The following is a 21631-nucleotide window of genomic DNA, read 5'->3' as shown; positions in this document are numbered from 1 at the left end:
CTCGACTCCGCGACATTCCGGAGATTTCTCTTCCCCGGAGGCTTCGGCAGGCTTAAGGTCAGCCCCCGGGACGGGTCGTGGAGGGCGACCCGCTAATTCGAACTCCATGGAGATTTGCTGTGACAACATCACGCAGAGGGCGGGGGCTCCTGGCAGTCTCAGCCGTCTCCGCGGCCGCCGTTGTGCTGGCCATGACCGCCGGTGGCGCGGACGCCGCGCAGAAGCCCGGCGGCGCCGACGCCAAGAAGCCGGCCCAGGCCGACAAGCAGGCATCGGGCAAGGAGCGTAAGGGCAACTACGACGCCCGGACGCCGAACGCCAAGACCACCTACGCCCGGACCGCCAAGGTGCAGGGCAAGGAGACGGCCGCGTCGAAGAAGTTCCGCGACTCGCTCGGCACCCAGGGCGTCGTCGAGGTCGACCCGAACACCGGCACGCCGGCCCAGGTCACCAAGCTGAACGGCTTCCTGACCGGCAAGAGCGCCAAGAAGGCCACCGACGTCGCCCTCGGGTACGTGAAGGCCCACCCGGAGATCTTCAAGCTCTCCGACGCGGACCTCGGCACGCTGAAGCTGCGCAAGGACTACGTCGACGACCTCGGTACCCACCACATCTTCTGGACCCAGGTGGTCGACGGCGTCGAGGTCTTCGGCAACGGCCTGAAGGCCAACGTCACCAAGAACGGCCAGCTGATCTCCGTGATGGGCTCGCCCGTCTCCGGCCTCACCGCGGCCGCGCAGTCGCGCTCCGCCGAGGCCGCGCCGAAGGTCTCCGCGGCCGGCGCCCGCAGCGCCGCCATCAAGGACGTCGGCGGTACGGCGAAGTCCGCGACCGCGACCACCTCCGGTGTGAGCACCAAGTGGAGCAACGGCGACACCGCCCAGCAGGTGTGGTTCCACACCGCCGACGGGCTGCAGAAGGGTTGGTTGACCTACACCAACTCCGGTGGCCAGAACATCTACAGCCACGTCGTCGACGCCCAGACCGGTGCCACGCTCTACCGCAAGGACCTGGTCAGCGAGGGCAACGGCGACGCGCTGGTGCAGGACTACTACCCGGGCGCCGCCAAGGGCGGTACGCAGCGGACCGAGAACCTCATCTACAACAAGTGGCTGCCGAAGAACGCGAAGACCCTCCTCGACGGTACGTCGGTCGCGGCCTGGGCGGACGTCAACGACGACAACCAGCCGAACGCCGGTGAGACCGTCAAGGTACCGGGTACCAAGACGGGCTCGGAGTACAAGCTGACGACGTTCCAGAACGCCTCGTCGTTCTGCTCGGCCTCGTTCATCTGCACCTGGGACCCGGCGAAGCCGGACTCCTGGAAGACCAACATGAACCAGGACGTCACCAACGCGTTCTACCTGGCCAGCAACTTCCACGACTGGCTGGCCAAGCCGCCGATCAGCTTCACCCCCGCGGCCGGTTCGTTCGACGCCGCGGGCGGCGATCCGGTGCTCCTGAACGCGCTGGACGGCGCGGCCACCGCCGCGAACGGCGGGCCGGACGCCAACCACATCGACAACGCGAACATGTCGACCCCGCCGGACGGCACCCCGCCGACCATGCAGATGTACCTGTGGCACTTCCCGGGGACGACCGACCAGCAGGAGGGCTACGTTCCGTCCAGCGGCGCGAACGACGCCAGCATCCTGTACCACGAGTACACGCACGGTCTGTCGAACCGCCTGGTCGTCGACGCCACCGGCAACTCGACGCTGAACAGCATCCAGGCCGGCTCGATGGGTGAGGCGTGGAGCGACTTCTACGCGATGGACTACCTGGTCTCGCACGGCCTGGAGAAGGACACCACCGCTCCGGGTGAGGTCCTCGAGGGCCGGTACGTCTCGCACGGCGAGCTGTTCCGTACGCAGGCGATCGACTGCCGCGTGAAGGCGGTCAGCCCGAACTGCATCCAGCCCGACGGCTCGAAGGGCGGCTACACCTACGCCGACTTCCCGACCATCGGCGGCTCGCCCGAGGTGCACGCCTCCGGTGAGGTCTGGGCGCAGACGCTGTGGGACCTGCGTGAGCGCTTCGGCCGTAGCTACGCGATGAGCATCATCACCCGCGCGATGGAGCTGTCGCCGGCCGACCCGACGATGCTCGACATGCGCAACGCGATCGTCCAGGCCGACCTGGTCGCCAGCGGCGGCAAGAACGCCGACACGATCTGGACCGTCTTCGCCAACCGCGGCATGGGCTGGTACGCCGGTGTCATCGACGGCGGCGACGCGTTCCCGGCCGAGGACTTCCACAAGCCGCCGACGGGTGCGACCACGACCCTGACCGGCAAGGTGACCGACAAGGACACCGGTGCTCCGGTGGCCGGCGCGCTGGTCTACGTCGGCGGCCACTCCTCCGGGTACGCCGGTGACTACGCCGGCACCACCGATGCGAACGGCAACTACGCCATCACCGGTGTCGCGCCGGGTACGTACCCGAAGCTCGTGATGTCCGCTCCGGGGTACGAGCTGCTGGTCCAGCCGGCCACGGTCAAGCCCGGCGCCAAGGCGAACTTCGCGCCGCGTCGTAACTGGGCCGCCTCCTCCGGCGGTGGCACGGTGACCGGATTCAACGGTCCGGACTTCACTCCGCAGTGCGGCCCGGCGTTCGCGATCGACAACGCCCAGGGCACCGGCTGGGGCAGCACGACCGGCGACAACGCCGGTACGCCGACCAACACGATGATCGAGAAGCACATCGACATCAAGCTGCCGGCGAAGGTCAACGTCAGCGGGTTCAACATCGACCCGTCCAACACCTGTGGTGACCCGGGCAGCGCTTCGACCGGTGGTTACCGGGTCGAGACGTCGGTCGACGGCACCACCTGGGCGGTCGCGGCGTCGGGCACCTTCGACGCCACGAACCGGGGCAAGTACAACCTGGTCGCCCCGACCGGCAACGCGACCGGCATCCAGTACGTCCGGTTCGTGATGACCAGCCCGCAGGTCCCGGACTTCAAGACGAACTGCCCCGACGGCGCCTTCGGCGGATGCCAGTTCACCGACATGACCGAAATCCAGGTCTTCGGCAAGAAGTAACGCAGTACCGCTGAACGGAAGGCCGGCCGAGCTCGTTGCTCGGCCGGCCTTCCGGCGTTTCGAGAGGACATCCACCGCTGTTGGGGGTTCTCCGGCGGTATACCAGCGGAGAACCCCCAACTCGAAGGGTTATCCGTTCGCGTGAGGTGGGGTGGGTTTGGCGGGCGGGACGGTCTGTGCCCATTCGGCCCAGTCGGCGAGGGCGGAGTACAGGCGGATGCCGGCTTCGATGGTGACGCGCATCGACTGGGTCTGCTCGCTGTAGCCGAATTCGCCGCGGTCCTTGCGGGCCGCGTAGTCGCGGTACTGGTCGGCGAGCTCGCGATAGTAGCTCGCCTCGGCCTCGAGGTGGCGCTGCAGTTCGTCGGTGTCCATCATCCAGAAGAACAGTGAACGCAGCAGCGGCTGCAGCCGCATCGTGTGGTCGACGTCGACGTCGGTCAGCCAGCGCTTCACCTCCACCACGCCGGGATCGGTGATCCGGTATGCCTTCCGCCGCCGCGGCCCCTCGCTCTCGACCTCGACCAGGCCCTCGGCGGCGAGCTTGTTCAGCTCGGCGTAGATCTTCGGGTGCTGCGCCGGCCAGATCGAGCCGAGTACCTCGGTGAACCGTCTGGCCAGGTCGTACCCACTCGCCGGCCCTTCGGCGAGCAGCCCGAGCAACCCGTGCCGCAATGACATGTCCACCTCCTGTGTTGTCCCGCCATCTTGACATGTCCGCTGGGACATGTGCATGCTCAGATATGTCCCTAGGGACATGTCCTAGAGAACATCTGTGAGGAGTTCATATGACTGAGGCACGGGCGGTTCTCGTCACCGGATCAACCGGCGGCATCGGCATGGCGACGGTCCGGCTGCTGCAGAGCCGGGGCTTCACCGTGTACGCCGGGGCGCGTGGACCAGCCGCGTTCGAGCCGGGGGTGCGGGTGGTGCCGTTGGACGTTGCGGATCCGGAGAGTGTGGCCGCGGCGGCCAAGCGGGTCGCGGGGGAGGTGGACGGGCTGTGGGCGGTGATCAACAACGCCGGCGTGATCGTCCAGGGTCCGCTCGAGCTCGTACCGGCCGATGAGTGGCGACGGCAGCTGGAGGTGAACACGCTCGGCCCGGCATCCGTCGTACGAGAGTTCCTGCCCCTCGTGCGGGCCGGCCACGGCAGGATCGTCAACGTGAGTGCGGCGACCGGGAGAGTTGCGATGCCGTTGCTGGGTGCGCTGTCGGCGAGCAAGGCCGGGTTGGAGGCGCTGTCGAACGCGCTGCGGTTGGAATTGGCCGCGTGGAAAATCCCGGTGGTGGTGGTCGAGCCGGGGACGACAGAGACCGAGATCTTCGCGCGTGCGGGTGCCGCGGCGGACGCCGCGATGCAGCAGGCTGATCGTGAGCGGGTGGAGTTGTATGCAGAGCACCTGGCCGCTTATGGGAAGGCGATGGGGCGGTTCAAGCCAGGCCCGGTGGAGAAGGTTGCGGAGGTCATCGTCCGAGCGGTTGAGGCACGTCGCCCGCGCCGCAGGTACGCCGTCGCCGAGGCCCGCACGCTCGGCGCAATCCTGCCGAAACTGCCTGCGGGGTTGCGGGATCGCGTAGTCGGCGGAGCCGTCGGCCTGAACGGCATCAAACCGTGAGTACGGTTGTGCTGATTGGTGCGACTTCGGGGCTCGGACGGCAGGCAGCGGAGCAGATGGCTGCGGGCGGGCATCGGCTGTTTCTGGTGGGGCGGGATCCGGAGCGCGCGGCAACGATGGCCAAGCGGTTGCCTGATGCAACGGTTATCGCAGCGGACGTGTCGGTGCGGGAGGGCATCGAGAAGGTCGCCGCCGAGGCGCCGCGGCGGATCGACGTACTGATCAACAACGCGGGCGTCATGACACCGACGCGGCAGGTGACCGCTGAAGGGGTCGAACTCAATCTCGCCGTACACCATCTGGCTCCGTGGTCGGCAGTTGCCTTGCTGGGGCCGCTGATCCCGGCCGGCGGGCGGATCGTGAACGTGAACTCCGAAGGGCACCGGTCTCCGATGCGGGGCGGTGTGGTCCGGCTCGATCCGGCGCGATTGGCGGACGGGGAGGAGGCGTTCGATCCGTTCCTGACCTACAGCCGGAGCAAGCTGGCCAACCTGCTGTTCACGTACGAGTTGCAGCGCCGGCGGCCCGACTGGAGTGTGGTCGCCATACATCCGGGGGTGGTGCGGACCGATCTCGGCCGGCAGTTCCCCCGATTGCAGGTCGCAGCGATCTCGGCGTTCGCGCTGCCGGCCCGGCGTGGCGCCGAGCCGGTGGTGCGGCTCGCGATCGGCGACGACCCGCCGACCGGGTACTACGACCGCTTCACCAGGGTCCGCTCGTCGACGATCTCGTACGACGAGGACCTCGCGCGCCGGGTGTGGTCGGCAACCGAAGAACTCCGGCCACATGATGGCTCGCCTGTCCGGATCGTGGACAACGGGCAGTAAGTGTAGTGAATTAGTCTAGTTTCGAGCGCGTGGATCCTGTCGGGTATCGGTGGCCGGCTCGCCTAGGTGGACGGCGGGGCGGCGACCGAGCCGCGCTCTATCAGGGTTGGCGTGAGGGTGGTGCGGCGGACGCGGCGGTTGGTGTCGACAGCGGACGTGACGCGGGTGACGACGTGCGTGACCAGCTCGTCGAGGGGCCAGTGGAACGTCGACAGCGGTGGCGTGAGCAGCTGGGACATCGGCTGATCGTCGTACCCGAGCAGGGACAGGTCGTCCGGGATGCGCAGGCCGAGCTCGCGGCTCGCGGCGTACACGCCGAAGGCCATCGAGTCGGCGAGCGCGAGGATGCCGGTCGGGCGGGTCGGGGTGGTCAGCAGCGTCCGAGCGACGTCGGTCGCGCCGGCCAGGTCGTGCGGGCACTGCAGCAGGCGGAGCTCCAGCCCGAGGTCGGCCGCCACCCGCTGGGCGAGCTCCTCGGCCGGACGCTCGACCTCGAAGCGTCTGGTCGGGCTGAGCACGGCGACGCTGCGATGACCGGCATCCGCGAGCCGGCGCAGCGCAGTGCTGACGCCGGTTTCGTTGTCGAAGATCACCTCGGACTTCGCCTTCGCGCCGGGCAGGGCGTCGCCGATCGCGATCACCGGCGCCTGCTTCGCGATCTCGGCCCAGGCTTTGGCGGCCGGGTCGATCGGGATCACCACGATCGCGTCGGCGCGGTGGTCGACGAGGTGCTGGGCGAGCTCGAGCTGCCGGTCCGCGTCGCCGGCCGAGTCGATGATCCAGGCATTCCGGTCCGGGGCCAGGAGCTCGCGGCCGAGCGCGGCCGCGACGCGCTGCTGCCAGAGATCCTCGAGGGACGCACACAGCACGCCGATGGAGCCGCTCCGGCCCGAGGCGAGCGCGCGGGCGACCGGATCGGCCTGATATCCGAGGCGATCGGCCGCGTCCTGGACCCGCTGCCGGGTCTCGGGCGTGCCGTGCAGCCCGCGCAGTGCGTACGACACTGCGGCCATCGAGAGCCCGGTCTCGGCGGCAATATCCTTGAGGGTTGGCCTCCGGCCGGTTCCGGACATGCCCACGACCCTAGCCGCAGCCATGGACAGAAACTTGACAACCACGCCTTTGAAGCGCTTCACTCTAGTCATCCTGAAGCGCTTCAATCTGATCAAACTCCGGAGAGGGGGAGCCGATGATCGACGTCCACCAGCACCTGTGGCCGGAAGCGTTCGTCGACCGGCTCCGGGCGCGCCGCGAGCCGCCGTACCTCGACGGCTGGACGCTGCACACCGCGACCGAAGCGCCGTACGACGTGGATCCCGCGGCGCACGAGCTCGGCAAGCGAGTGGCGCTGGAGCAGGACGCCGGTACGACGCTCGCTGTCGTCTCGCTCTCGAGTCCGTTGGGCATCGAGGAGCTCGGGGACGCCGGACTGCTCGACGCGTGGCATGAAGGTGCGGCAATCTTCCCCGAGCCGTTCAAGGCCTGGGCATCCGTCGACCTGCTCGAACCTGACGTCGAGCAGCTGGAATCCCTTCTGAACAAGGGATTCCTCGGGTTGCAGCTGCCCGCCCACGTGCTCGGCGCGCCGTCCTCCTGGGAAGCGCTGGGCGAGTTGCTGCAGACGCTGGAGCGGTTGAACAAGCCGATCCTCGTCCACCCCGGCTCGGCCCGATCGAACGAAGCGCCGTGCTGGTGGGCGCCGGTCGTCGACTACACCACCCAGCTGCAAGCGGCCTGGTGGGCGTGGCATGCGTTCGGCGGACGACGCACGTACCCGCGCCTGCGGTTGTGCTTCGCCGCCGCGGCCGGTCTCGCGCCGGTGCACCACGAGCGGCTGGCCGCCCGCGGCGGGCGACTCGGCACGATCGACCCCAATCTGTACGTCGACACCTCGAGCTACGGCCCGCAGGGGATCGACGCGGTCGCGCGGATCCTCGGCATCGACCAGGTCGTGCACGGCACCGACCGGCCGTACGCCGGAACCACCGACCTCCGCCAGGGCGACGCCGCAACCGCGGTGATCCGCCACGACAATCCCCACCGGCTGCTCTTCGGCGCCGGTACTTCTACTCCTGAGAGGGGAGTGCAGTGACTGCCCAGCCGATCGACGTACCGAACGTCCCAGCTCGCCAGGCCAGCCGGCTCGTGGAGCTCAACAACTGTCTGTCGCTGGACGACCTTCCGGGCCGGGACCTGAGCCCTGACGAACTGTCGGAGCTGGCCGCGTCGATCGCCGCGCAGCCGCACCTGTGGGAGGACCAGGTCGCGTACTCCGACGAGGAGCGCGTCTTCGCCTCCCTGCACCGCGATGCGAACGTCGATGTCTGGCTGATCTGCTGGACCCCGGTCAACGATACCGGCTGGCACGACCACGACGTCTCCTCCGGTGCGGTCGCCGTCGCCCGTGGCCGGCTTGTCGAGCACAATCTCGCGATCGGCGTCGAGTCGATCGAGACCGAGGTCGAGGCCGGCGACGTCTACGGCTTCGGCCCCGACCACATCCACCGCCTCACCGGCCTCGACAAGGGCAGCGTCACCGTCCACGCCTACAGCCCACCCCTGTGGCGCATGGGCCAGTACTCGGTGAAGGAAGGCGTACTCCGCCGCGTCTCCGTCTCCTACGCCGACGAACTCCGCCCGATCGACTGAGAACAGAGCAGGGAGAACAGCGGGGCATCCCGGGGCAGATCGATCTGCCCCGGGATCTGGCCTGCCTGAGGGCGGTTTTTGTGCTCAGACTCGGGTGTCATGACGATGCACTTGGAGCTCGAGGAGCACTACACCGAGCGGTACGACGAAGCCAGCCGGCTGGGCTCGACCGTCAAAGGACGGCTGGAACTGGCCCGGGTACAGGACCTGCTCAACCGGTACTTGCCGCCACCTCCCGCCGCGGTCGCGGATATCGGCGGCGGACCCGGAGTCCACGCGAGCTGGTTGAAACACCGCGGGTACGACGTCGAGCTGCTCGACCCGGTCGAGCATCACGTCCGCCAGGCGACCGCCACCGGAATCAGCGCAGTACAAGGGGATGCGCGGCGGTTGCCGTGGGAGGACGAGGAGTTCGACGCGGCGTTCGTGGCCGGGCCGATGTATCACCTCCGGGAGGCGGACGAACGGCAGCTCGCGCTGCGGGAGGCGATCCGGGTGACGAAGCCCGGCGGGTTCGTGGCGGTGGTTGCGATCAACCGTGCTGCCAACCTGATCGGCTCCACCCTGGCCAACACGTTGATCGAACGGCAGGCCGTGGTGACGGACATCCTTCGCGACGGGTACAGCCCGCGCAACGAGCGGATGGCGCACACGACGTACCACACCGTCGCCCAGCTGCGGGCCGAGCTCACGCACGCCGGCCTGCGCGGGGTGATGATCCACGGCCTGACCGGGCCGGGCGGCTGGCTGACCGTGATGATCGACGCGCACTATGGAGACCGTCCGCTGCCGGACAGCCTCCAGGAGCCGGATCCGCTCCGTACGGCGCTTGAGTGCGCGCGCCTCGCGGACCGGTATCCGGAGATGGTCCAGTCGAGTTCTTTGCTGTTCGGAGTAGGCCAACGGGCCATTCTCTGACTAAAGTCAGAGAATGGATGTTGTCGGGGTGCGGCGGTTCAATCGGATGGTGACGCAGCGGGTCGGGGCGTTGCAGGAGGACTATCTGGCGCGCGGTCGTCCGCTGGGGGAGGACCGGGTGCTGTGGGAGATCGGCGCCGAGGGCTGCGACGTGCGGACGTTGCGCGCTCGGCTCGACCTCGACTCCGGGTACCTCAGCCGGTTGCTGCGGTCGTTGACGAGCGCCGGCCTGGTGCAGGTCGAGCCGAGTGCCGCGGATGCGCGGGTGCGGATGGCCAGGCTGACGAAGAAGGGGCTCGCGGAGCGGCGCGTGCTCGATGCACGGTCGGACGAGTTGGCGGCTTCGATCCTCGAACCGCTCGACGAGCGGCAGCGGGCGCGATTGACCGCGGCCATGGACGAGGTGACCCGCTTGCTCACCGCGTCGATGGTCCGGGTCGAGATCGTCGATCCGCGGCTGCCGGTGGCGCAGTACTGCCTGAACGCGTACTTCGAGGAGCTCGGGCGGAGGTTCGAGACCGGGTTCGACCCGGCGCGGAGCATCTCGGCGGACCACGCCGAGTTGACCCTCCCCGCCGGATTGTTGCTCGTAGCAACGTTACGTTCGGAGCCGGTCGGCTGTGGTGCACTCAAGCTGCACGGCTCCGAACCGGCCGAGATCAAACGGATGTGGGTCTCTCCGGATGCGCGCGGGCTCGGCCTGGGCCGTCGACTGCTGGCAGAGCTCGAGGGTACGGCGGCCGCCCACGGCGCCACCGCCGTACGCCTCGAGACCAACCACAACCTGAACGAGGCGATCGCCCTCTACCGCTCCGCAGGCTTCAAGGAGGTGCCGGCCTTCAATACCGAGCCCTACGCACATCACTGGTTCGAGAAACCTCTCTGAGGTCTACGGCTTGCGGAGTTGGCCTAGCAGGCCGTGGGTTTCGTCGTTCGGGCCGGCGGAGAACCAGAGGGCGTCGGTGCCGCCGGTTGTGGCGGTGCCTTGGAGGAGCGCCCACAGGCCGTCGATCACCAGGGTCTTGCCGTGACTGTCGCGGACCTGGCCCGCGAAGGTGTAACCGCCGTACCGCTTCGGGTGGAAGATGTTGATCCGGCCGTCCCCGAAGTTGCCGACCAGGAGCGTGCCGGTGGGCTGACCCCAGGCGGTGGGGGCGAGGGCCAGGCCCCACGGCGCGTTGAGTGTGCCGCGGGAGGCGACCCGGGTGACGAACCTGCCATCGGCGGTGAACTCGTCCACGAAACCGAGCCCGTGGCCGGCGATCTCGTCGCCGGTCTTGGCGTTGACCTTGGCGTAGGCGACGAAGATCCGGCCGTTGAGGGTCTGCACGTTGAACGGCCCGTACCCCTTCGGCAGCCGGAAGTCCCGGAACGCCCACCGAGGCTTCTTCACCAGGGTGAACGTGCTGTCGAAGACGTCGATCCTGCGTTGGGTGAAGTCGGCGGCGTACAACCGGTCCCCTGCTCCGGTCGTCGCGATCGCCAGTCCCTTGTAGCTGGCGCCGTGGACCGTGGCCTTGATCTCGGCCGGACCGATCAGGGCGTCGACCCGCGGACTCCAGGCCGCGATCTGGCCGGTCTCGGTGGCGAAGATAAAGGCGGCCGGCGCGCTGGTCGTCCCGTTGGTGAGGACGAATCCGGTGCCGGGATTGTTGACCTGCCCGGTCGGCAGCGGCATGGTCACCCTGACCGTAGGCACCTTGGTCGCCGTGTCCGAGCCCGGCGCGGACGAATACAGCGTGGAGGACGACGTGCCGTTGTTGGACGACCACAGCGGGGTAGTCGCACCGAGGGACAGACCCCATGGGTTGACCAGATCGCGATCCTGCAGAGCGGCCTTGCCGGCTTGGTCCGAGACCAGGTTGACCTGCTGCAGGGCGAGAGCGTGGCGCGAATCGTGCGCGCTGGCGGTCACCGGGGTGACCAGTGTGAGGCCGCTGACCAGCGCGGTGGCTACCGCGAGTGGCCGGCCCTTCGAGCGGAGTGACATGTCACTTTCCTGTCGGTAGGGATGCGGAACACCATCGATACGACCGGGTGGGCCAGGCGGTTCAATCGGTGCACGCTAGACATCGCGGAGTACTCGGGTGCCGGACACGTTCGAGGCCGTTGCGGTGGCGTGAGGGGTCCACCTGGTGCCGAAGTGGCTATGGAAACCGCCTGCTGTGCTGTTTAGCGTCGAGCCATGAGGATCAGGGTTGTCGACGCGTTCGCCGATCGTCCGTTCGGCGGGAACCCGGCCGGGGTGTGCCTGCTCGAGACCGGCGAGTGGCCGGACGAGACGTGGATGCGGTCGGTTGCGGCCGAGCTGAAGCATGCCGAGACCGCGTTCGCGCGGCCGTCGGAGCGGGCCGACGCGGACTGGGATCTGCGCTGGTTCACGCCGACGAAGGAAGTGACGCTCTGCGGCCACGCGACGCTAGCGACCACTTCCGCGCTGGCCGCGGATGGCAAGGTTTCCGGGAAGGTCGCGTTCGCGACGCTGAGCGGGATCCTTGTCGCGGCGGTCGAGGACGACGGGATCACGCTGGACTTTCCGGTCAACCGGCCGTTCGAGGTCCCGGTCCCGGACGGGCTGGCCGCGGCCCTGGCGGTCGAGCCGGTCGAGGTCTACGTCACCGGCGAGCTCCGCGATCTGCTGGTCGTCGTACCCGACGAGGCGACCGTGCACGCGGTGGTGCCGAACTTCGACGCGATCACCGCGATCACGCAGCGGGAGAAGCTGCGTGGGGTGATCGTGACGGCCCAGAGTTCGGAGTACGACTTCGTGTCGCGGTTCTTCGCGCCGGGGAGCGGGATCCCGGAGGATCCGGTGACCGGGAGCGCGCACACCAGTCTGGCGCCGTACTGGGGTGAACGCCTCGGGCGGAACGAACTGGTCGGCTACCAGGCGTCCGCCCGAGGCGGGGTCGTGCAGGTCAGCTCGTCCGGCGACCGCGTCTACCTGAAGGGCCAGGCGATCACGGTCCTGGACGGCGAGCTTCTGGTGTAGGTCGTGTCCGGCGATCCCACGCCTATTGCGTGGGCTCACCGGACACGACCTAGGCCCAGGTCTCGGCGTGGGTGGCGACGCCGTTCGGGGCGATGAGTTCGGTGACGACGTCCTCGGCGTCGGCGTCCAGCGGCTCGAACGGCGGCTCCGGTACGACGTACGCCCGCGCTCCGGCGACCATCTCGATGCCTGGCAACTCGAACCAGGCCTCGCCGACCTCACGGCTGATCTCGTAGATCGCCTGCTCGGCGGAGTCGACCGGCTCCCGCTCGCCGGACTCGTCCAGCTCGGCCGGGTGCCGTTCCTGCGCGGCCCGGCCGGCTTCCAGCAGCGCGTCCAGGTCGACCACGCGCAGGTCGAACCGGGACACGACACTGATCACCTGCTCCGGCTCGACGTCGTCCTCGTCCTCGTCGTCGTCGGACTCGTCCAGCAGCAGCGGCGTCGTACCGGTGTGCTCGAAGACGGCTTCGTTCCAGTCCTCGACGACGCCCTCGAGCGCGGCGTTGTGCTCGAAGAGCTCGGAGTTGTCCTCGTCGCCGGTCATCGCAAGCAGCGCCTCGGTGTGGGCCTGCAGGCGCTCGGCGAGCTTCCGGCTCGCCTCGGCCAGCGCGGTCCGGGTGTCCGCGGAGAAGAACTGCTCTGCGGGGGCGGGGGTGTCCAGTTCAGTCACGTGCGGGATCTTCCCTTGTCTGTCGGTGGGGATGCCAGCCGTAAGTATGTGAGAAGCCTGTGAGAGCTCTGTCAGCGGGTGTGAGAGGCCTGCGAGAACCCTCCTGACCGGGCAGCTAGCGGTGTGCAGTGAAGCCATGAGTACTTACACCGCGAGGTCGTGCCGTCATGGGTGACGTCATCTACCTCGCAGTCACCGTCGTCGTGTTCGCAGCCGTCTGGCTCGCGCTGCGCGGAGTGGAGAAGCTGTGAGCGCCGAGAACATCGCCGGCCTGGTCGTGGCCGTTGCTCTGGTCCTCTATCTGATCGCCGCCCTGGTCTTTCCCGAGAGGTTCTGATGTCCGACACCGCAGCCGGCTTGTTACAGGTCGGCCTCCTACTCGCGTGCCTGGCAGCCGTCTACCGCCCGTTCGGCGGCTACATGGCCAGGGTCTACACGTCTGACAAGGACCTGCGCGTCGAGCGCTGGACCTACAAACTGTTCGGCGTCGACTCGAAGGCCGACCAGACCTGGGCCGTCTACGCCCGCTCGCTGATCGCGTTCTCCGCGCTCAGCGTCATCCTGCTGTACCTGCTCCAGCGCCTGCAACACTGGCTGCCGCTGTCGCTGGGCCTGCCGAACGTCGAGTCCGGGCTGGCGTTCAACACCGCCGCGTCCTTCGTCTCGAACACCAACTGGCAGAGCTACGTGCCGGAGGCGGTGATGGGCCACCTGGTCCAGTTCGCCGGCCTGGCGGTGCAGAACTTCCTGTCCGCGGCCGTTGGTATCACCGTCGCGATCGCGCTGATCCGGGGCTTCTCCCGGTCGAAGACCGACCGGGTCGGCAACTTCTGGGTCGACCTGGTCCGGACTGTACTGCGTGTGCTGGTGCCGATCGCGGTCGTCGGCACCGTCGTGCTGGTCGCGATGGGCGTTGTGCAGAACTTCTCCGGCGGGCATGAGGTCACCTCGGTCGTCGGACAGACCCAGACGATCCCCGGCGGCCCGGTGGCCAGCCAGGAGGTCATCAAGGAGCTGGGCACCAACGGCGGTGGCTACTACAACGCGAACTCGGCGCACCCGTTCGAGAACCCGAACCCGCTGTCGAACCTGTTCGAGATCTTCCTGCTGCTGGTCATCCCGGTCTGCCTGACCCGGACCTTCGGCGTGATGGTCAAGGACAAGCGTCAGGGCTACGCGATCCTCGGCGTGATGGGCACGATCTGGGCCGCCTTCGTCTTCCTGGCGACGCTGTTCGAGGTTCAGGGCGCGGGTACCGCGACCCGGGCCGCCGGCGCTGCGATGGAGGGCAAGGAGACGCGCTTCGGAGAGTGGGCGTCCTCGTTGTTCGCCGTCTCGACGACCGGTACGTCGACGGGCGCGGTCAACTCGATGCACGACTCGTTCACCCCGCTCGGCGGTGGCGTGCCGCTGTTCCACATGATGCTCGGCGAAGTGACGCCCGGCGGTACGGGCACAGGTCTGTACGGCATGCTGATCCTCGCCGTGCTCGCGGTGTTCGTCGCGGGCCTGATGGTCGGGCGCACCCCGGAGTACCTGAAGAAGAAGATCACCGCGCGCGAGATGAAGCTCGTCTCGCTGTACATCCTGACGACACCGACCGTCGTACTCGTCGGCGCCTCGCTCGCGATGGGACTCGCGGTGGCCCGGGCCTCGATCCTCAACACCGACAGCCCGCACGGCTTCTCCGAAGTGCTGTACGCCTTCACCTCGGCGGGTAACAACAACGGCAGCGCCTTCGCCGGGATCAGCGCGAACATTCCGTTCTACAACACGGCTCTCGGGCTGGTGATGTTGCTCGGCCGGTTCGTCCCGATCGTCTTCGCGCTGGCGCTGGCGGGTTCCCTCGCCAAGCAGCAACCGGTGCCGGTGACCCAGGGCACGCTGCCCACCCACAAGGCCCTGTTCGTGACGATGCTCGTCGGTGTCGTCCTGATCGTGACCGGCCTGACCTACTTCCCAGCTCTGACCCTCGGACCCCTCGCGGAGGGACTGTGACCACGATCGTGAAGACCCCGTCGTCCCCGGCCCCCAAGAAGGCCGCGGACACGGTGGCGAAGAAGGCGCCGACGGGTGCGTTCGACCCGAAGATGCTGCTGACGTCCTTGCCGGACGCACTGAAGAAGCTCGACCCGCGGGTGATGGTGAAGAACCCGGTCATGTTCGTGGTCGAGGTCGGTGCGGCCGCGTCCACGGTCAAGGCCATCACCGACCCCAGCGTGTTCGTCTGGTGGATCGTGGTCTGGCTCTGGCTGACCGTGATCTTCGCGAACCTGGCGGAGGCGGTCGCGGAAGGCCGGGGCAAGGCCCAGGCCGAGACGCTGCGCAAGGCCAAGACCGAGACCACCGCGCGCCGCATGGTCGGCGACGGGGAGGAAGAGGTACCGGCCACCCAACTGAAGCTCGGTGACCTGGTCGTCGTCGAGGCCGGACAGATCATCCCCGGCGACGGTGACGTCGTCGAGGGCGTGGCGAGCGTCGACGAGTCGGCGATCACCGGCGAGTCGGCCCCGGTCATCCGGGAGTCCGGCGGCGACCGCAGCGCGGTCACCGGCGGCACCAAGGTGCTGTCGGACCGGATCGTCGTGAAGATCACCACCAAGCCCGGTGAGAGCTTCATCGACCGGATGATCGCGCTGGTCGAGGGTGCATCGCGGCAGAAGACACCGAACGAGATCGCACTGAACATCCTGCTGGCCAGCCTGACGATCGTGTTCCTGATCGCGGTGGCGACGCTGCCGACGTTCGCGAACTACGCACACACGAACCTGAGCATCGTGATCCTGGTGGCCCTGCTGGTCGCCCTGATCCCGACCACCATCGGTGCGCTGCTGTCCGCGATCGGTATCGCCGGTATGGACCGGCTCGTCCAGCGCAACGTACTGGCGATGTCCGGCCGGGCGGTCGAGGCCGCCGGCGACGTGAACACCCTGCTGCTGGACAAGACCGGCACCATCACATTGGGCAACCGGCAGGCGTCGGAGTTCATCCCGGTCCAGGGCGTGTCCGACACCGACCTGGCGGACGCGGCACAGCTGTCCAGCCTCGCCGACGAGACGCCGGAAGGCCGGTCGATCGTCGTACTGGCGAAGACCGGGTACGGGCTGCGCGAGCGGCACACCGGAGAGTTGCCGCATGCAACGTTCGTGGAGTTCACCGCGCAGACCCGGATGAGCGGCGTGGACGTCGACGACCGGCAGATCCGCAAGGGTGCGGCCGGTGCGGTCAACGCCTGGATCAACCAGCACGGCGGGACGATCGACTCGCAGCTCGGCGAGATCGTCGACGGTATCTCGGCCTCCGGTGGAACCCCGCTGGTCGTTGCCGAGAGCATCGGTGGGAAGGCGCGTGCACTCGGCGTCATCCACCTCAAGGACGTCGTCAAGGCGGGCATGCGGGAACGGTTCGACCAGATGCGCTCGATGGGCATCCGGACCGTGATGATCACCGGTGACAACCAGCTGACCGCGAAGGCGATCGCCGAGGAGGCCGGGGTCGACGACTTCCTGGCCGAGGCGACGCCCGAGGACAAGATGGCGCTGATCAAGAAGGAGCAGGAGGGCGGCCGCCTGGTCGCGATGACCGGTGACGGCACCAATGACGCGCCGGCGCTGGCCCAGGCCGATGTCGGCGTGGCGATGAACTCCGGTACGTCGGCCGCGAAGGAGGCCGGCAACATGGTCGACCTCGACTCGAACCCGACCAAGCTGATCGAGATCGTCGAGATCGGCAAGCAGTTGCTGATCACCCGCGGATCGCTGACCACATTCTCGATCGCGAACGACGTGGCCAAGTACTTCGCGATCCTGCCGGCATTGTTCGCGGCGGCCTACCCGGGCCTGGACAAGTTGAACGTGATGGGCCTGCACTCGCCGGAGTCGGCGATCGTGTCGGCGATCGTGTTCAACGCACTGATCATCGTCCTGCTGGTGCCGCTGGCACTCCGCGGCGTCCGGTACAAGCCGTCGTCGGCTTCGGCGATGCTCCGGCGCAACCTGCTGGTGTACGGCGTCGGCGGTCTGATCTCGCCGTTCATCGGCATCAAGCTCCTCGACCTGGTGATCTCCTTGATCCCCGGTCTCCGCTGAAAGGTATATGTCAATGGCAAGCAATCTCCCGGGCTCGGTACGCCAGTTCGGGGTCGCGCTCCGGGCTCTGCTGGTATTCACCGTGGCCCTCGGCATCGTCTACCCGCTGGTGATGACCGGGGTGGCGCAGGCGCTGTTCCACGGCAATGCGAACGGTTCGATCGTCAAGGTGGACGGCAAGGCCGTCGCCTCGGACCTGATCGGCCAGGCGTACACCATGGACAGTGGCAAGAAGGACGACGACGGGAAGGCGATCATGGTCGCCGACCCGAAGTGGTTCCAGACCCGGCCGTCGGCGAGCTCGTACGATGCGATGGCCAGCGGCGGCTCCAACCTCGGACCGAACAACGCCGACCTGGTCGCGGCGGTCGAGCAGCGGCGCAAGGACGTCGCGGCACTGGAGGGCGTCGACCCGTCCCAGGTCCCGCCGGACGCCGTCACGGCCAGCGGCAGCGGTCTCGACCCGAACATCAGCCCGGCGTACGCCGCACTGCAGGTCAACCGGGTGGCCCGTGAGCGGAACCTGCCGGTGGACAAGGTCCAGCAGCTGGTGCAGGACAGCACGGAAGGCCGCACCCTCGGATTCCTGGGCGAGCCCCGGGTGAACGTGGTCAAGCTGAACAACGCCCTGGCCGCGCTCGGCTGACCTGAGATCATTCGAGTATGAGCAAGAGCGGCCGTGGGCATCTGCGGGTCTATCTCGGCGCCGCGCCCGGCGTTGGGAAGACCTACAAGATGCTGGGCGAGGGTCAGCGCCGGCTGGCCCGCGGCACCGACGTGGTGGTCGGGTTCGTCGAGACCCACGGCCGCGCGCACACCGCGGAGATGCTCAGCGGGCTCGAGGTCGTCCCGCGGCGGATCATCGACTACCGCGGCGCGAGTTTCACTGAGCTCGACATCGACGCAGTACTGGCCCGGCGGCCGGAGGTCGCGCTGGTCGACGAGCTGGCACACACCAACGTCCCGGGCAGCCGGAACGAGAAGCGCTGGGAGGACATCGAGGAGCTGCTGGCCGCCGGGATCGACGTGATTTCGGCGGTCAACATCCAGCACCTCGAGTCGATCAACGATGTGGTCGAGAAGATCACCGGCGTACCGCAGCAGGAGACGGTCCCGGACCGCGTGGTCCGGGCCGCGGACCAGATCGAGCTGGTCGACATGACGCCGGAGGCCCTGCGCCGGCGGATGGCCCACGGCAACATCTACACCGCCGACAAGGTGGACGCTGCCCTGGGCAACTATTTCCGCGTCGGCAACCTGTCCGCCCTGCGCGAGCTGGCGCTGTTGTGGCTGGCCGACCGGGTGGACGCAGGGCTGCAGCAGTACCGCCAGGAGCACGACATCGACTCGACCTGGGAAGCCCGGGAGCGCGTCGTGGTTGCGCTCACCGGCGGTCCCGAGGGCGAGACGCTGATCCGGCGCGCCGCCCGGATCGCGGCGCGGTCATCCGGCGGGGACCTACTCGCCGTACACGTCGCACGCTCGGACGGACTGACCGGGGCGAACCCGAGCAAGCTGGCCGAGCAGCGCAACCTGGTCGAGAAGCTCGGCGGGACCTATCACCAGGTCGTCGGCGACGACATCCCGTCCGCTCTGCTGACGTTCGCGAGGGCGGAGAACGCCACCCAGTTGGTGCTCGGCGGCAGTCGTCGTTCGCGGATCAGTTCGCTGTTCACCGGGCCGGGGATCGGCGCCACCACGATCCGCGATTCCGGCGATATCGACGTACATATCGTCACGCACTCGTTGATGGGCCGTGGGCGGTTGCCGCGGTTGCGGGGCAGTCTGTCCCGGCGCCGGAAGATCCAGGGATTCGTGCTGTCGATCGTGCTGCCGCCGGTCCTTGCGCTGGTGCTGGGGCTCGGCGGCGACACGCTCAACCTGACCAGCAACGTGCTCGCGTTCCTGTTCGCGGTCGTGGTGGTCGCGCTGGTCGGTGGCATGTGGCCGGCGATGGTGACCGCGGTCGGCGGATCGCTGGTACTCAACTGGTTCTTCACCCCGCCGAAGCGGACGTTCACGATCGCCGAGCTCAACAACGCGTTGGCGCTGGTGATCTTCATCCTGGTCGCCGCGATGGTGAGCTCGGTCGTCGACCGGGCGGCACGACGCACCAGGCAGGCGGCCCGGGCGGCCGCGGAATCGGAGACGTTGGCGACCTTGGCCGGATCGGTGCTGCGGGGAGAGACGGCCCTGCCCGCGCTGCTCGAACGGGTGCGCGAGGCGTTCGGGATGACCGGGGCGTGCCTGATGGAGCGTGTGGACGACGACGAGCTGACCGAGATCTGGCGGCCGCTGGCCTCGGCCGGCTCCCTGACCTGCACTCGTCCGGAGGAGGCCGACGCCGAGATCCCCGCGCGGGACGACCTGGTTCTCGTGCTGCAAGGTCATCAGCTGGAGGCCGACGAGCGGCGGCTGGTCGGGGCGTTCGCGGCCCACGCCGCCGCGCTGGTCGACCGCGCCCGGTTGAGCGAGGCCGCTGCTGAAGCGAAGCCGCTCGCCGAGGCCGACAAGCTGCGTACTGCGTTGTTGCGCGCCGTCGGCCATGATCTGCGATCGCCGTTGGCATCGGCCAAGGCCTCGGTGACTTCGCTGCGTAGCGACGACGTCGAGTGGAGCGAGTCCGAGCGGGCCGAACTGCTGGAGACCGCGGACGAGTCGCTGGATCGGTTGTCGCGGTTGGTGGACAACCTGCTCGATCTGAGTCGGCTGCAGGCCGGAGTACTGCCGGTGTTCACGCGGCCGATGGCGCTCGACGAGATCCTCCCCGGCGTACTCGCCGAGTTGGGTGACGAAGCCGACCAGGTGACGGTCGACATCCCACACACCTTGCCGCTCGTCGAAGCGGATCCGGCGCTGCTGGAGCGAGTGGTCGCGAACCTGCTGGCGAACGCGATCCGCTACTCGCCTGCTGGCCGTCCGCCGCTGATCACCGGCAGCGCACTGGGCGACATCGTCGAGGTCCGGGTGATCGACCGCGGGCCGGGGATCCCGCGCGAGGACCGGAACCGGATGTTCGCGCCGTTCCAGCGCCTCGGCGACACCGACAACACGGTTGGCGTCGGGCTGGGCCTGGCGCTTGCTCGCGGCCTCGCCGAGGCCATGCACGGGACGCTGCTACCCGAAGACACCCCGGGCGGTGGTCTGACCATGGTGGTCACCATGCCGACCGCCGCCCTCCGCCCGACCGATGCCCCGGTCCCCGGAGCCCGCGAACGATCGGAGCAAGAGTGACGAGAGTGCTGGTGGTCGACGACGAGCCGCAGATCGTGCGGGCCTTGCAGATCAATCTGAAGGCGCGCGGGTACGAGGTGCATCTGGCCGGCACCGGTACGTCGGCGTTGAAGGTCGCGGCGCAGCATCCGCCCGAGCTGGTGATCCTCGACCTCGGGCTGCCGGACTTCGACGGCGTGGACGTGATTCGCGGACTGCGCGGCTGGACCGACGCCCCGATCCTGGTGCTGTCCGGGCGGACCGACCAGACCGACAAGGTCGAAGCGCTGGACGCCGGCGCGGACGACTACGTGACGAAACCCTTCGGTATCGACGAGCTGCTGGCCCGCATGCGCGCCGTACTGCGTCGCAGCAACATCGCCCAGGACCAGCCGGTGGTGACCGTCGGCGGTGCCGTCGTCGATCTGGCCGCGAAGCGGGTGACGCTGGAGAACGGCGAAGACATCCGCCTCACCCCGACCGAGTGGCACCTGCTCGAGGTGCTGGTCCGCAACCCCGGCAAGCTGATGTCGCAACGCCAGCTGCTGATCGAGGTATGGGGCCCCGGCTACGAGACCGCCAGCGGCAACCTGCGCTTCTACATGGGCCAACTCCGCCGCAAACTCGAACCCGATCCGGCCCGCCCCAAGCACCTCCTCACCGAACCGGGCATGGGCTACCGCTTCGAACCCTGAGCGTGTCCGTTTCGTTCAAGACCTCCGGCACGATCTGCGCGAGGGTAGGCGCATGGACATCTTCACCGCAGGTCGGGACTTTGTACGACGGGACGCTCGGCTGCTCGAGCGCCGGCTCTTCGCGACGGTTTTCGAGGGCGCTGATCCGCAGGGCGTGGTCGACGCGTTGCGCGGGTTCCAGAACGCCGACGGCGGCTTCGGCTGGGGGCTGGAGCCGGACAAGCGGTGTCCGGACAGCCTCCCGCTCGACGTCGAGGTCGCCTTCGACACGCTGATAGCGGCCGGTGCCCGGGACGACGAGATGGTCCGGCGGGCGGTCGACTGGCTGGGTCAGATCGCGACGGCCGACGGCGCTGTCCCGCTGTGCGGTCCCGCGGTGGAGGGTTACCCGCGGGCCGAGCACATCACCGAGTGGACGTACCAGCCCGGCATCAACCCGACTGCGGGCCTGGTCGGGAGGCTGTACACGCTCGGTGTCGAGCACCCGTGGCGCGACAAGGCCGGCGCGTGGTGTGCGGCGGAGCTCGCGAAGGAGTTCCCCGAGGACGCCCACGGGATGCACGAGGCGCTGGAGTTCCTGGAGCACACCGACGACGTCGACGTCGACCGGGTCCGCGACTGGCTGCCCAAACTCCAGTGGTTCCGCGCCGATGCCGCGGATCCGTCGTACGGCGTGACGCCGCTGCACTTCGCGCCGACGCCGGACAGCTTCTGGAAGCAGCTGTTCACCGACGCCCAGCTCGAGGCCCATCTCGACCGCTTGATCGCCGACCAGCAGGACGACGGCGGCTGGGCCCTCACCTGGGAGCCGCCCGGCCCCGCGGCCACCCTGGAGTACCGCGGCATCGTGACCGTCGGCGCGCTCCGAACGCTGAAGGCGTACAACCGCCTGTAGACACAGCAAAGCCCCCCG

At 68.4% G+C, this 21631-nt stretch carries 19 protein-coding genes; 15 read left to right on the top strand and 4 right to left on the bottom strand.

All coding sequences use genetic code 11. The annotated features are described in order from the left end of the window. The first annotated feature begins 119 nt into the window (after positions 1-119). Complete coding sequence (locus EV653_RS37055) at positions 120-3044, top strand: M36 family metallopeptidase (RefSeq protein WP_134110579.1); 2925 nt, start codon at positions 120-122, stop codon at positions 3042-3044. A 129-nt stretch (positions 3045-3173) separates the two neighbouring features. Here the strand turns inward: EV653_RS37055 and EV653_RS37050 are convergent, their stop codons facing one another. Continuing rightward, complete coding sequence (locus EV653_RS37050) at positions 3174-3725, bottom strand: PadR family transcriptional regulator (protein WP_134110577.1); 552 nt, start codon at positions 3723-3725, stop codon at positions 3174-3176. A gap of 107 nt (positions 3726-3832) precedes the next feature. Between EV653_RS37050 and EV653_RS37045 the strand changes: the two genes are divergently transcribed. Together EV653_RS37045 and EV653_RS37040 are read left to right on the top strand one after the other, a co-directional pair. Further along, positions 3833-4663 carry an SDR family NAD(P)-dependent oxidoreductase gene (locus EV653_RS37045; protein ID WP_134110575.1) on the top strand — a complete coding sequence of 277 codons (831 nt, stop codon included), beginning with the start codon at positions 3833-3835 and terminating at the stop codon, positions 4661-4663. Further along, a complete protein-coding gene (locus EV653_RS37040; protein WP_134110573.1) occupies positions 4660-5490 on the top strand; it encodes an SDR family NAD(P)-dependent oxidoreductase in 831 nt (276 codons plus the stop codon). The genes EV653_RS37045 and EV653_RS37040 overlap by 4 nt, the downstream gene beginning before the upstream one ends. Positions 5491-5552: 62 nt before the next feature. Here the strand turns inward: EV653_RS37040 and EV653_RS37035 are convergent, their stop codons facing one another. After that, on the bottom strand, positions 5553-6563 hold the full coding sequence (locus EV653_RS37035) for a LacI family DNA-binding transcriptional regulator (protein WP_134110571.1): 1011 nt from the start codon (positions 6561-6563) through the stop codon (positions 5553-5555). Between the two features lie 116 nt (positions 6564-6679). Between EV653_RS37035 and EV653_RS37030 the strand changes: the two genes are divergently transcribed. The 4 genes from EV653_RS37030 to EV653_RS37015 all read left to right on the top strand — a co-directional run bounded on the left by EV653_RS37030 (position 6680) and on the right by EV653_RS37015 (position 9943). Then, complete coding sequence (locus tag EV653_RS37030; RefSeq protein WP_134110569.1) at positions 6680-7582, top strand: amidohydrolase family protein; 903 nt, start codon at positions 6680-6682, stop codon at positions 7580-7582. After that, the gene (locus EV653_RS37025; protein WP_134110567.1) at positions 7579-8139 is read left to right on the top strand and encodes a cysteine dioxygenase; all 561 of its coding nucleotides are present in this window, start codon (positions 7579-7581) and stop codon (positions 8137-8139) included. Before EV653_RS37030 ends, EV653_RS37025 begins: the two co-directional genes overlap by 4 nt. 99 nt (positions 8140-8238) lie before the next feature. Then, the gene (locus EV653_RS37020; protein WP_134110565.1) at positions 8239-9057 is read left to right on the top strand and encodes a class I SAM-dependent methyltransferase; all 819 of its coding nucleotides are present in this window, start codon (positions 8239-8241) and stop codon (positions 9055-9057) included. Between the two features lie 13 nt (positions 9058-9070). Then, positions 9071-9943, top strand: coding sequence for a MarR family winged helix-turn-helix transcriptional regulator (locus EV653_RS37015; protein ID WP_134110563.1), 873 nt, complete (start codon positions 9071-9073; stop codon positions 9941-9943). A 3-nt stretch (positions 9944-9946) separates the two neighbouring features. Here EV653_RS37015 and EV653_RS37010 read toward each other — a convergent pair whose 3' ends face one another. After that, on the bottom strand, positions 9947-11047 hold the full coding sequence (locus EV653_RS37010; protein ID WP_134110561.1) for a TIGR03118 family protein: 1101 nt from the start codon (positions 11045-11047) through the stop codon (positions 9947-9949). A gap of 195 nt (positions 11048-11242) precedes the next feature. Between EV653_RS37010 and EV653_RS37005 the strand changes: the two genes are divergently transcribed. Next, positions 11243-12049: a PhzF family phenazine biosynthesis protein gene (locus EV653_RS37005; RefSeq protein WP_134110559.1), complete on the top strand. Its 807-nt coding sequence runs from the start codon at positions 11243-11245 to the stop codon at positions 12047-12049. A 49-nt stretch (positions 12050-12098) separates the two neighbouring features. On the opposite strand, the gene EV653_RS37000 is transcribed toward EV653_RS37005, so the two are convergent. Continuing rightward, on the bottom strand, positions 12099-12722 hold the full coding sequence (locus EV653_RS37000) for a hypothetical protein (RefSeq protein WP_134110557.1): 624 nt from the start codon (positions 12720-12722) through the stop codon (positions 12099-12101). A gap of 247 nt (positions 12723-12969) precedes the next feature. On the opposite strand from EV653_RS37000, the gene kdpF reads away from it, so the two are divergent. The 7 genes from kdpF (at position 12970) to EV653_RS36965 (ending at position 21613) form a co-directional block, all read left to right on the top strand. Continuing rightward, positions 12970-13059 carry a K(+)-transporting ATPase subunit F gene (gene kdpF / locus EV653_RS36995; RefSeq protein WP_131283897.1) on the top strand — a complete coding sequence of 30 codons (90 nt, stop codon included), beginning with the start codon at positions 12970-12972 and terminating at the stop codon, positions 13057-13059. Continuing rightward, positions 13059-14720, top strand: a complete 1662-nt coding sequence (gene kdpA / locus EV653_RS36990) for a potassium-transporting ATPase subunit KdpA (RefSeq protein WP_134110555.1) — start codon at positions 13059-13061, stop codon at positions 14718-14720. Before kdpF ends, kdpA begins: the two co-directional genes overlap by 1 nt. 92 nt (positions 14721-14812) lie before the next feature. After that, positions 14813-16810 (top strand): potassium-transporting ATPase subunit KdpB, encoded by a 1998-nt coding sequence (gene kdpB / locus EV653_RS36985; protein WP_238160727.1) that lies wholly within the window; start codon positions 14813-14815, stop codon positions 16808-16810. A gap of 13 nt (positions 16811-16823) precedes the next feature. Beyond that, positions 16824-17456: a potassium-transporting ATPase subunit C gene (locus tag EV653_RS36980; protein ID WP_134110551.1), complete on the top strand. Its 633-nt coding sequence runs from the start codon at positions 16824-16826 to the stop codon at positions 17454-17456. Between the two features lie 17 nt (positions 17457-17473). Then, the gene (locus EV653_RS36975; protein WP_134110549.1) at positions 17474-20044 is read left to right on the top strand and encodes a sensor histidine kinase; all 2571 of its coding nucleotides are present in this window, start codon (positions 17474-17476) and stop codon (positions 20042-20044) included. After that, positions 20041-20718, top strand: coding sequence for a response regulator (locus tag EV653_RS36970; RefSeq protein WP_134110547.1), 678 nt, complete (start codon positions 20041-20043; stop codon positions 20716-20718). Before EV653_RS36975 ends, EV653_RS36970 begins: the two co-directional genes overlap by 4 nt. A 52-nt stretch (positions 20719-20770) precedes the next feature. Then, complete coding sequence (locus EV653_RS36965) at positions 20771-21613, top strand: hypothetical protein (protein ID WP_134110545.1); 843 nt, start codon at positions 20771-20773, stop codon at positions 21611-21613. Positions 21614-21631: the final 18 nt, after the last annotated feature.

Origin of the sequence: Kribbella pratensis (genome assembly GCF_004365355.1) — a bacterium.
In the GTDB taxonomy this organism is placed as follows: domain Bacteria; phylum Actinomycetota; class Actinomycetes; order Propionibacteriales; family Kribbellaceae; genus Kribbella.
Note: the sequence above shows the minus strand (reverse complement) of the source record. Positions and strands in the feature narration are given on the sequence as shown.

Coding starts and splice junctions, on each gene's coding strand:
- EV653_RS37050 (WP_134110577.1), bottom strand. CDS start 3,725: ATGTCATTGCGGCACGGGTTGCTCGGGCTGCTCGCCGAAGGGCCGGCG.
- EV653_RS37045 (WP_134110575.1), top strand. CDS start 3,833: ATGACTGAGGCACGGGCGGTTCTCGTCACCGGATCAACCGGCGGCATC.
- EV653_RS37035 (WP_134110571.1), bottom strand. CDS start 6,563: ATGTCCGGAACCGGCCGGAGGCCAACCCTCAAGGATATTGCCGCCGAG.
- EV653_RS37030 (WP_134110569.1), top strand. CDS start 6,680: ATGATCGACGTCCACCAGCACCTGTGGCCGGAAGCGTTCGTCGACCGG.
- EV653_RS37020 (WP_134110565.1), top strand. CDS start 8,239: ATGACGATGCACTTGGAGCTCGAGGAGCACTACACCGAGCGGTACGAC.
- EV653_RS37015 (WP_134110563.1), top strand. CDS start 9,071: ATGGATGTTGTCGGGGTGCGGCGGTTCAATCGGATGGTGACGCAGCGG.
- EV653_RS37010 (WP_134110561.1), bottom strand. CDS start 11,047: ATGTCACTCCGCTCGAAGGGCCGGCCACTCGCGGTAGCCACCGCGCTG.
- EV653_RS37005 (WP_134110559.1), top strand. CDS start 11,243: ATGAGGATCAGGGTTGTCGACGCGTTCGCCGATCGTCCGTTCGGCGGG.
- kdpA (WP_134110555.1), top strand. CDS start 13,059: ATGTCCGACACCGCAGCCGGCTTGTTACAGGTCGGCCTCCTACTCGCG.
- kdpB (WP_238160727.1), top strand. CDS start 14,813: ATGCTGCTGACGTCCTTGCCGGACGCACTGAAGAAGCTCGACCCGCGG.
- EV653_RS36980 (WP_134110551.1), top strand. CDS start 16,824: ATGGCAAGCAATCTCCCGGGCTCGGTACGCCAGTTCGGGGTCGCGCTC.
- EV653_RS36975 (WP_134110549.1), top strand. CDS start 17,474: ATGAGCAAGAGCGGCCGTGGGCATCTGCGGGTCTATCTCGGCGCCGCG.
- EV653_RS36965 (WP_134110545.1), top strand. CDS start 20,771: ATGGACATCTTCACCGCAGGTCGGGACTTTGTACGACGGGACGCTCGG.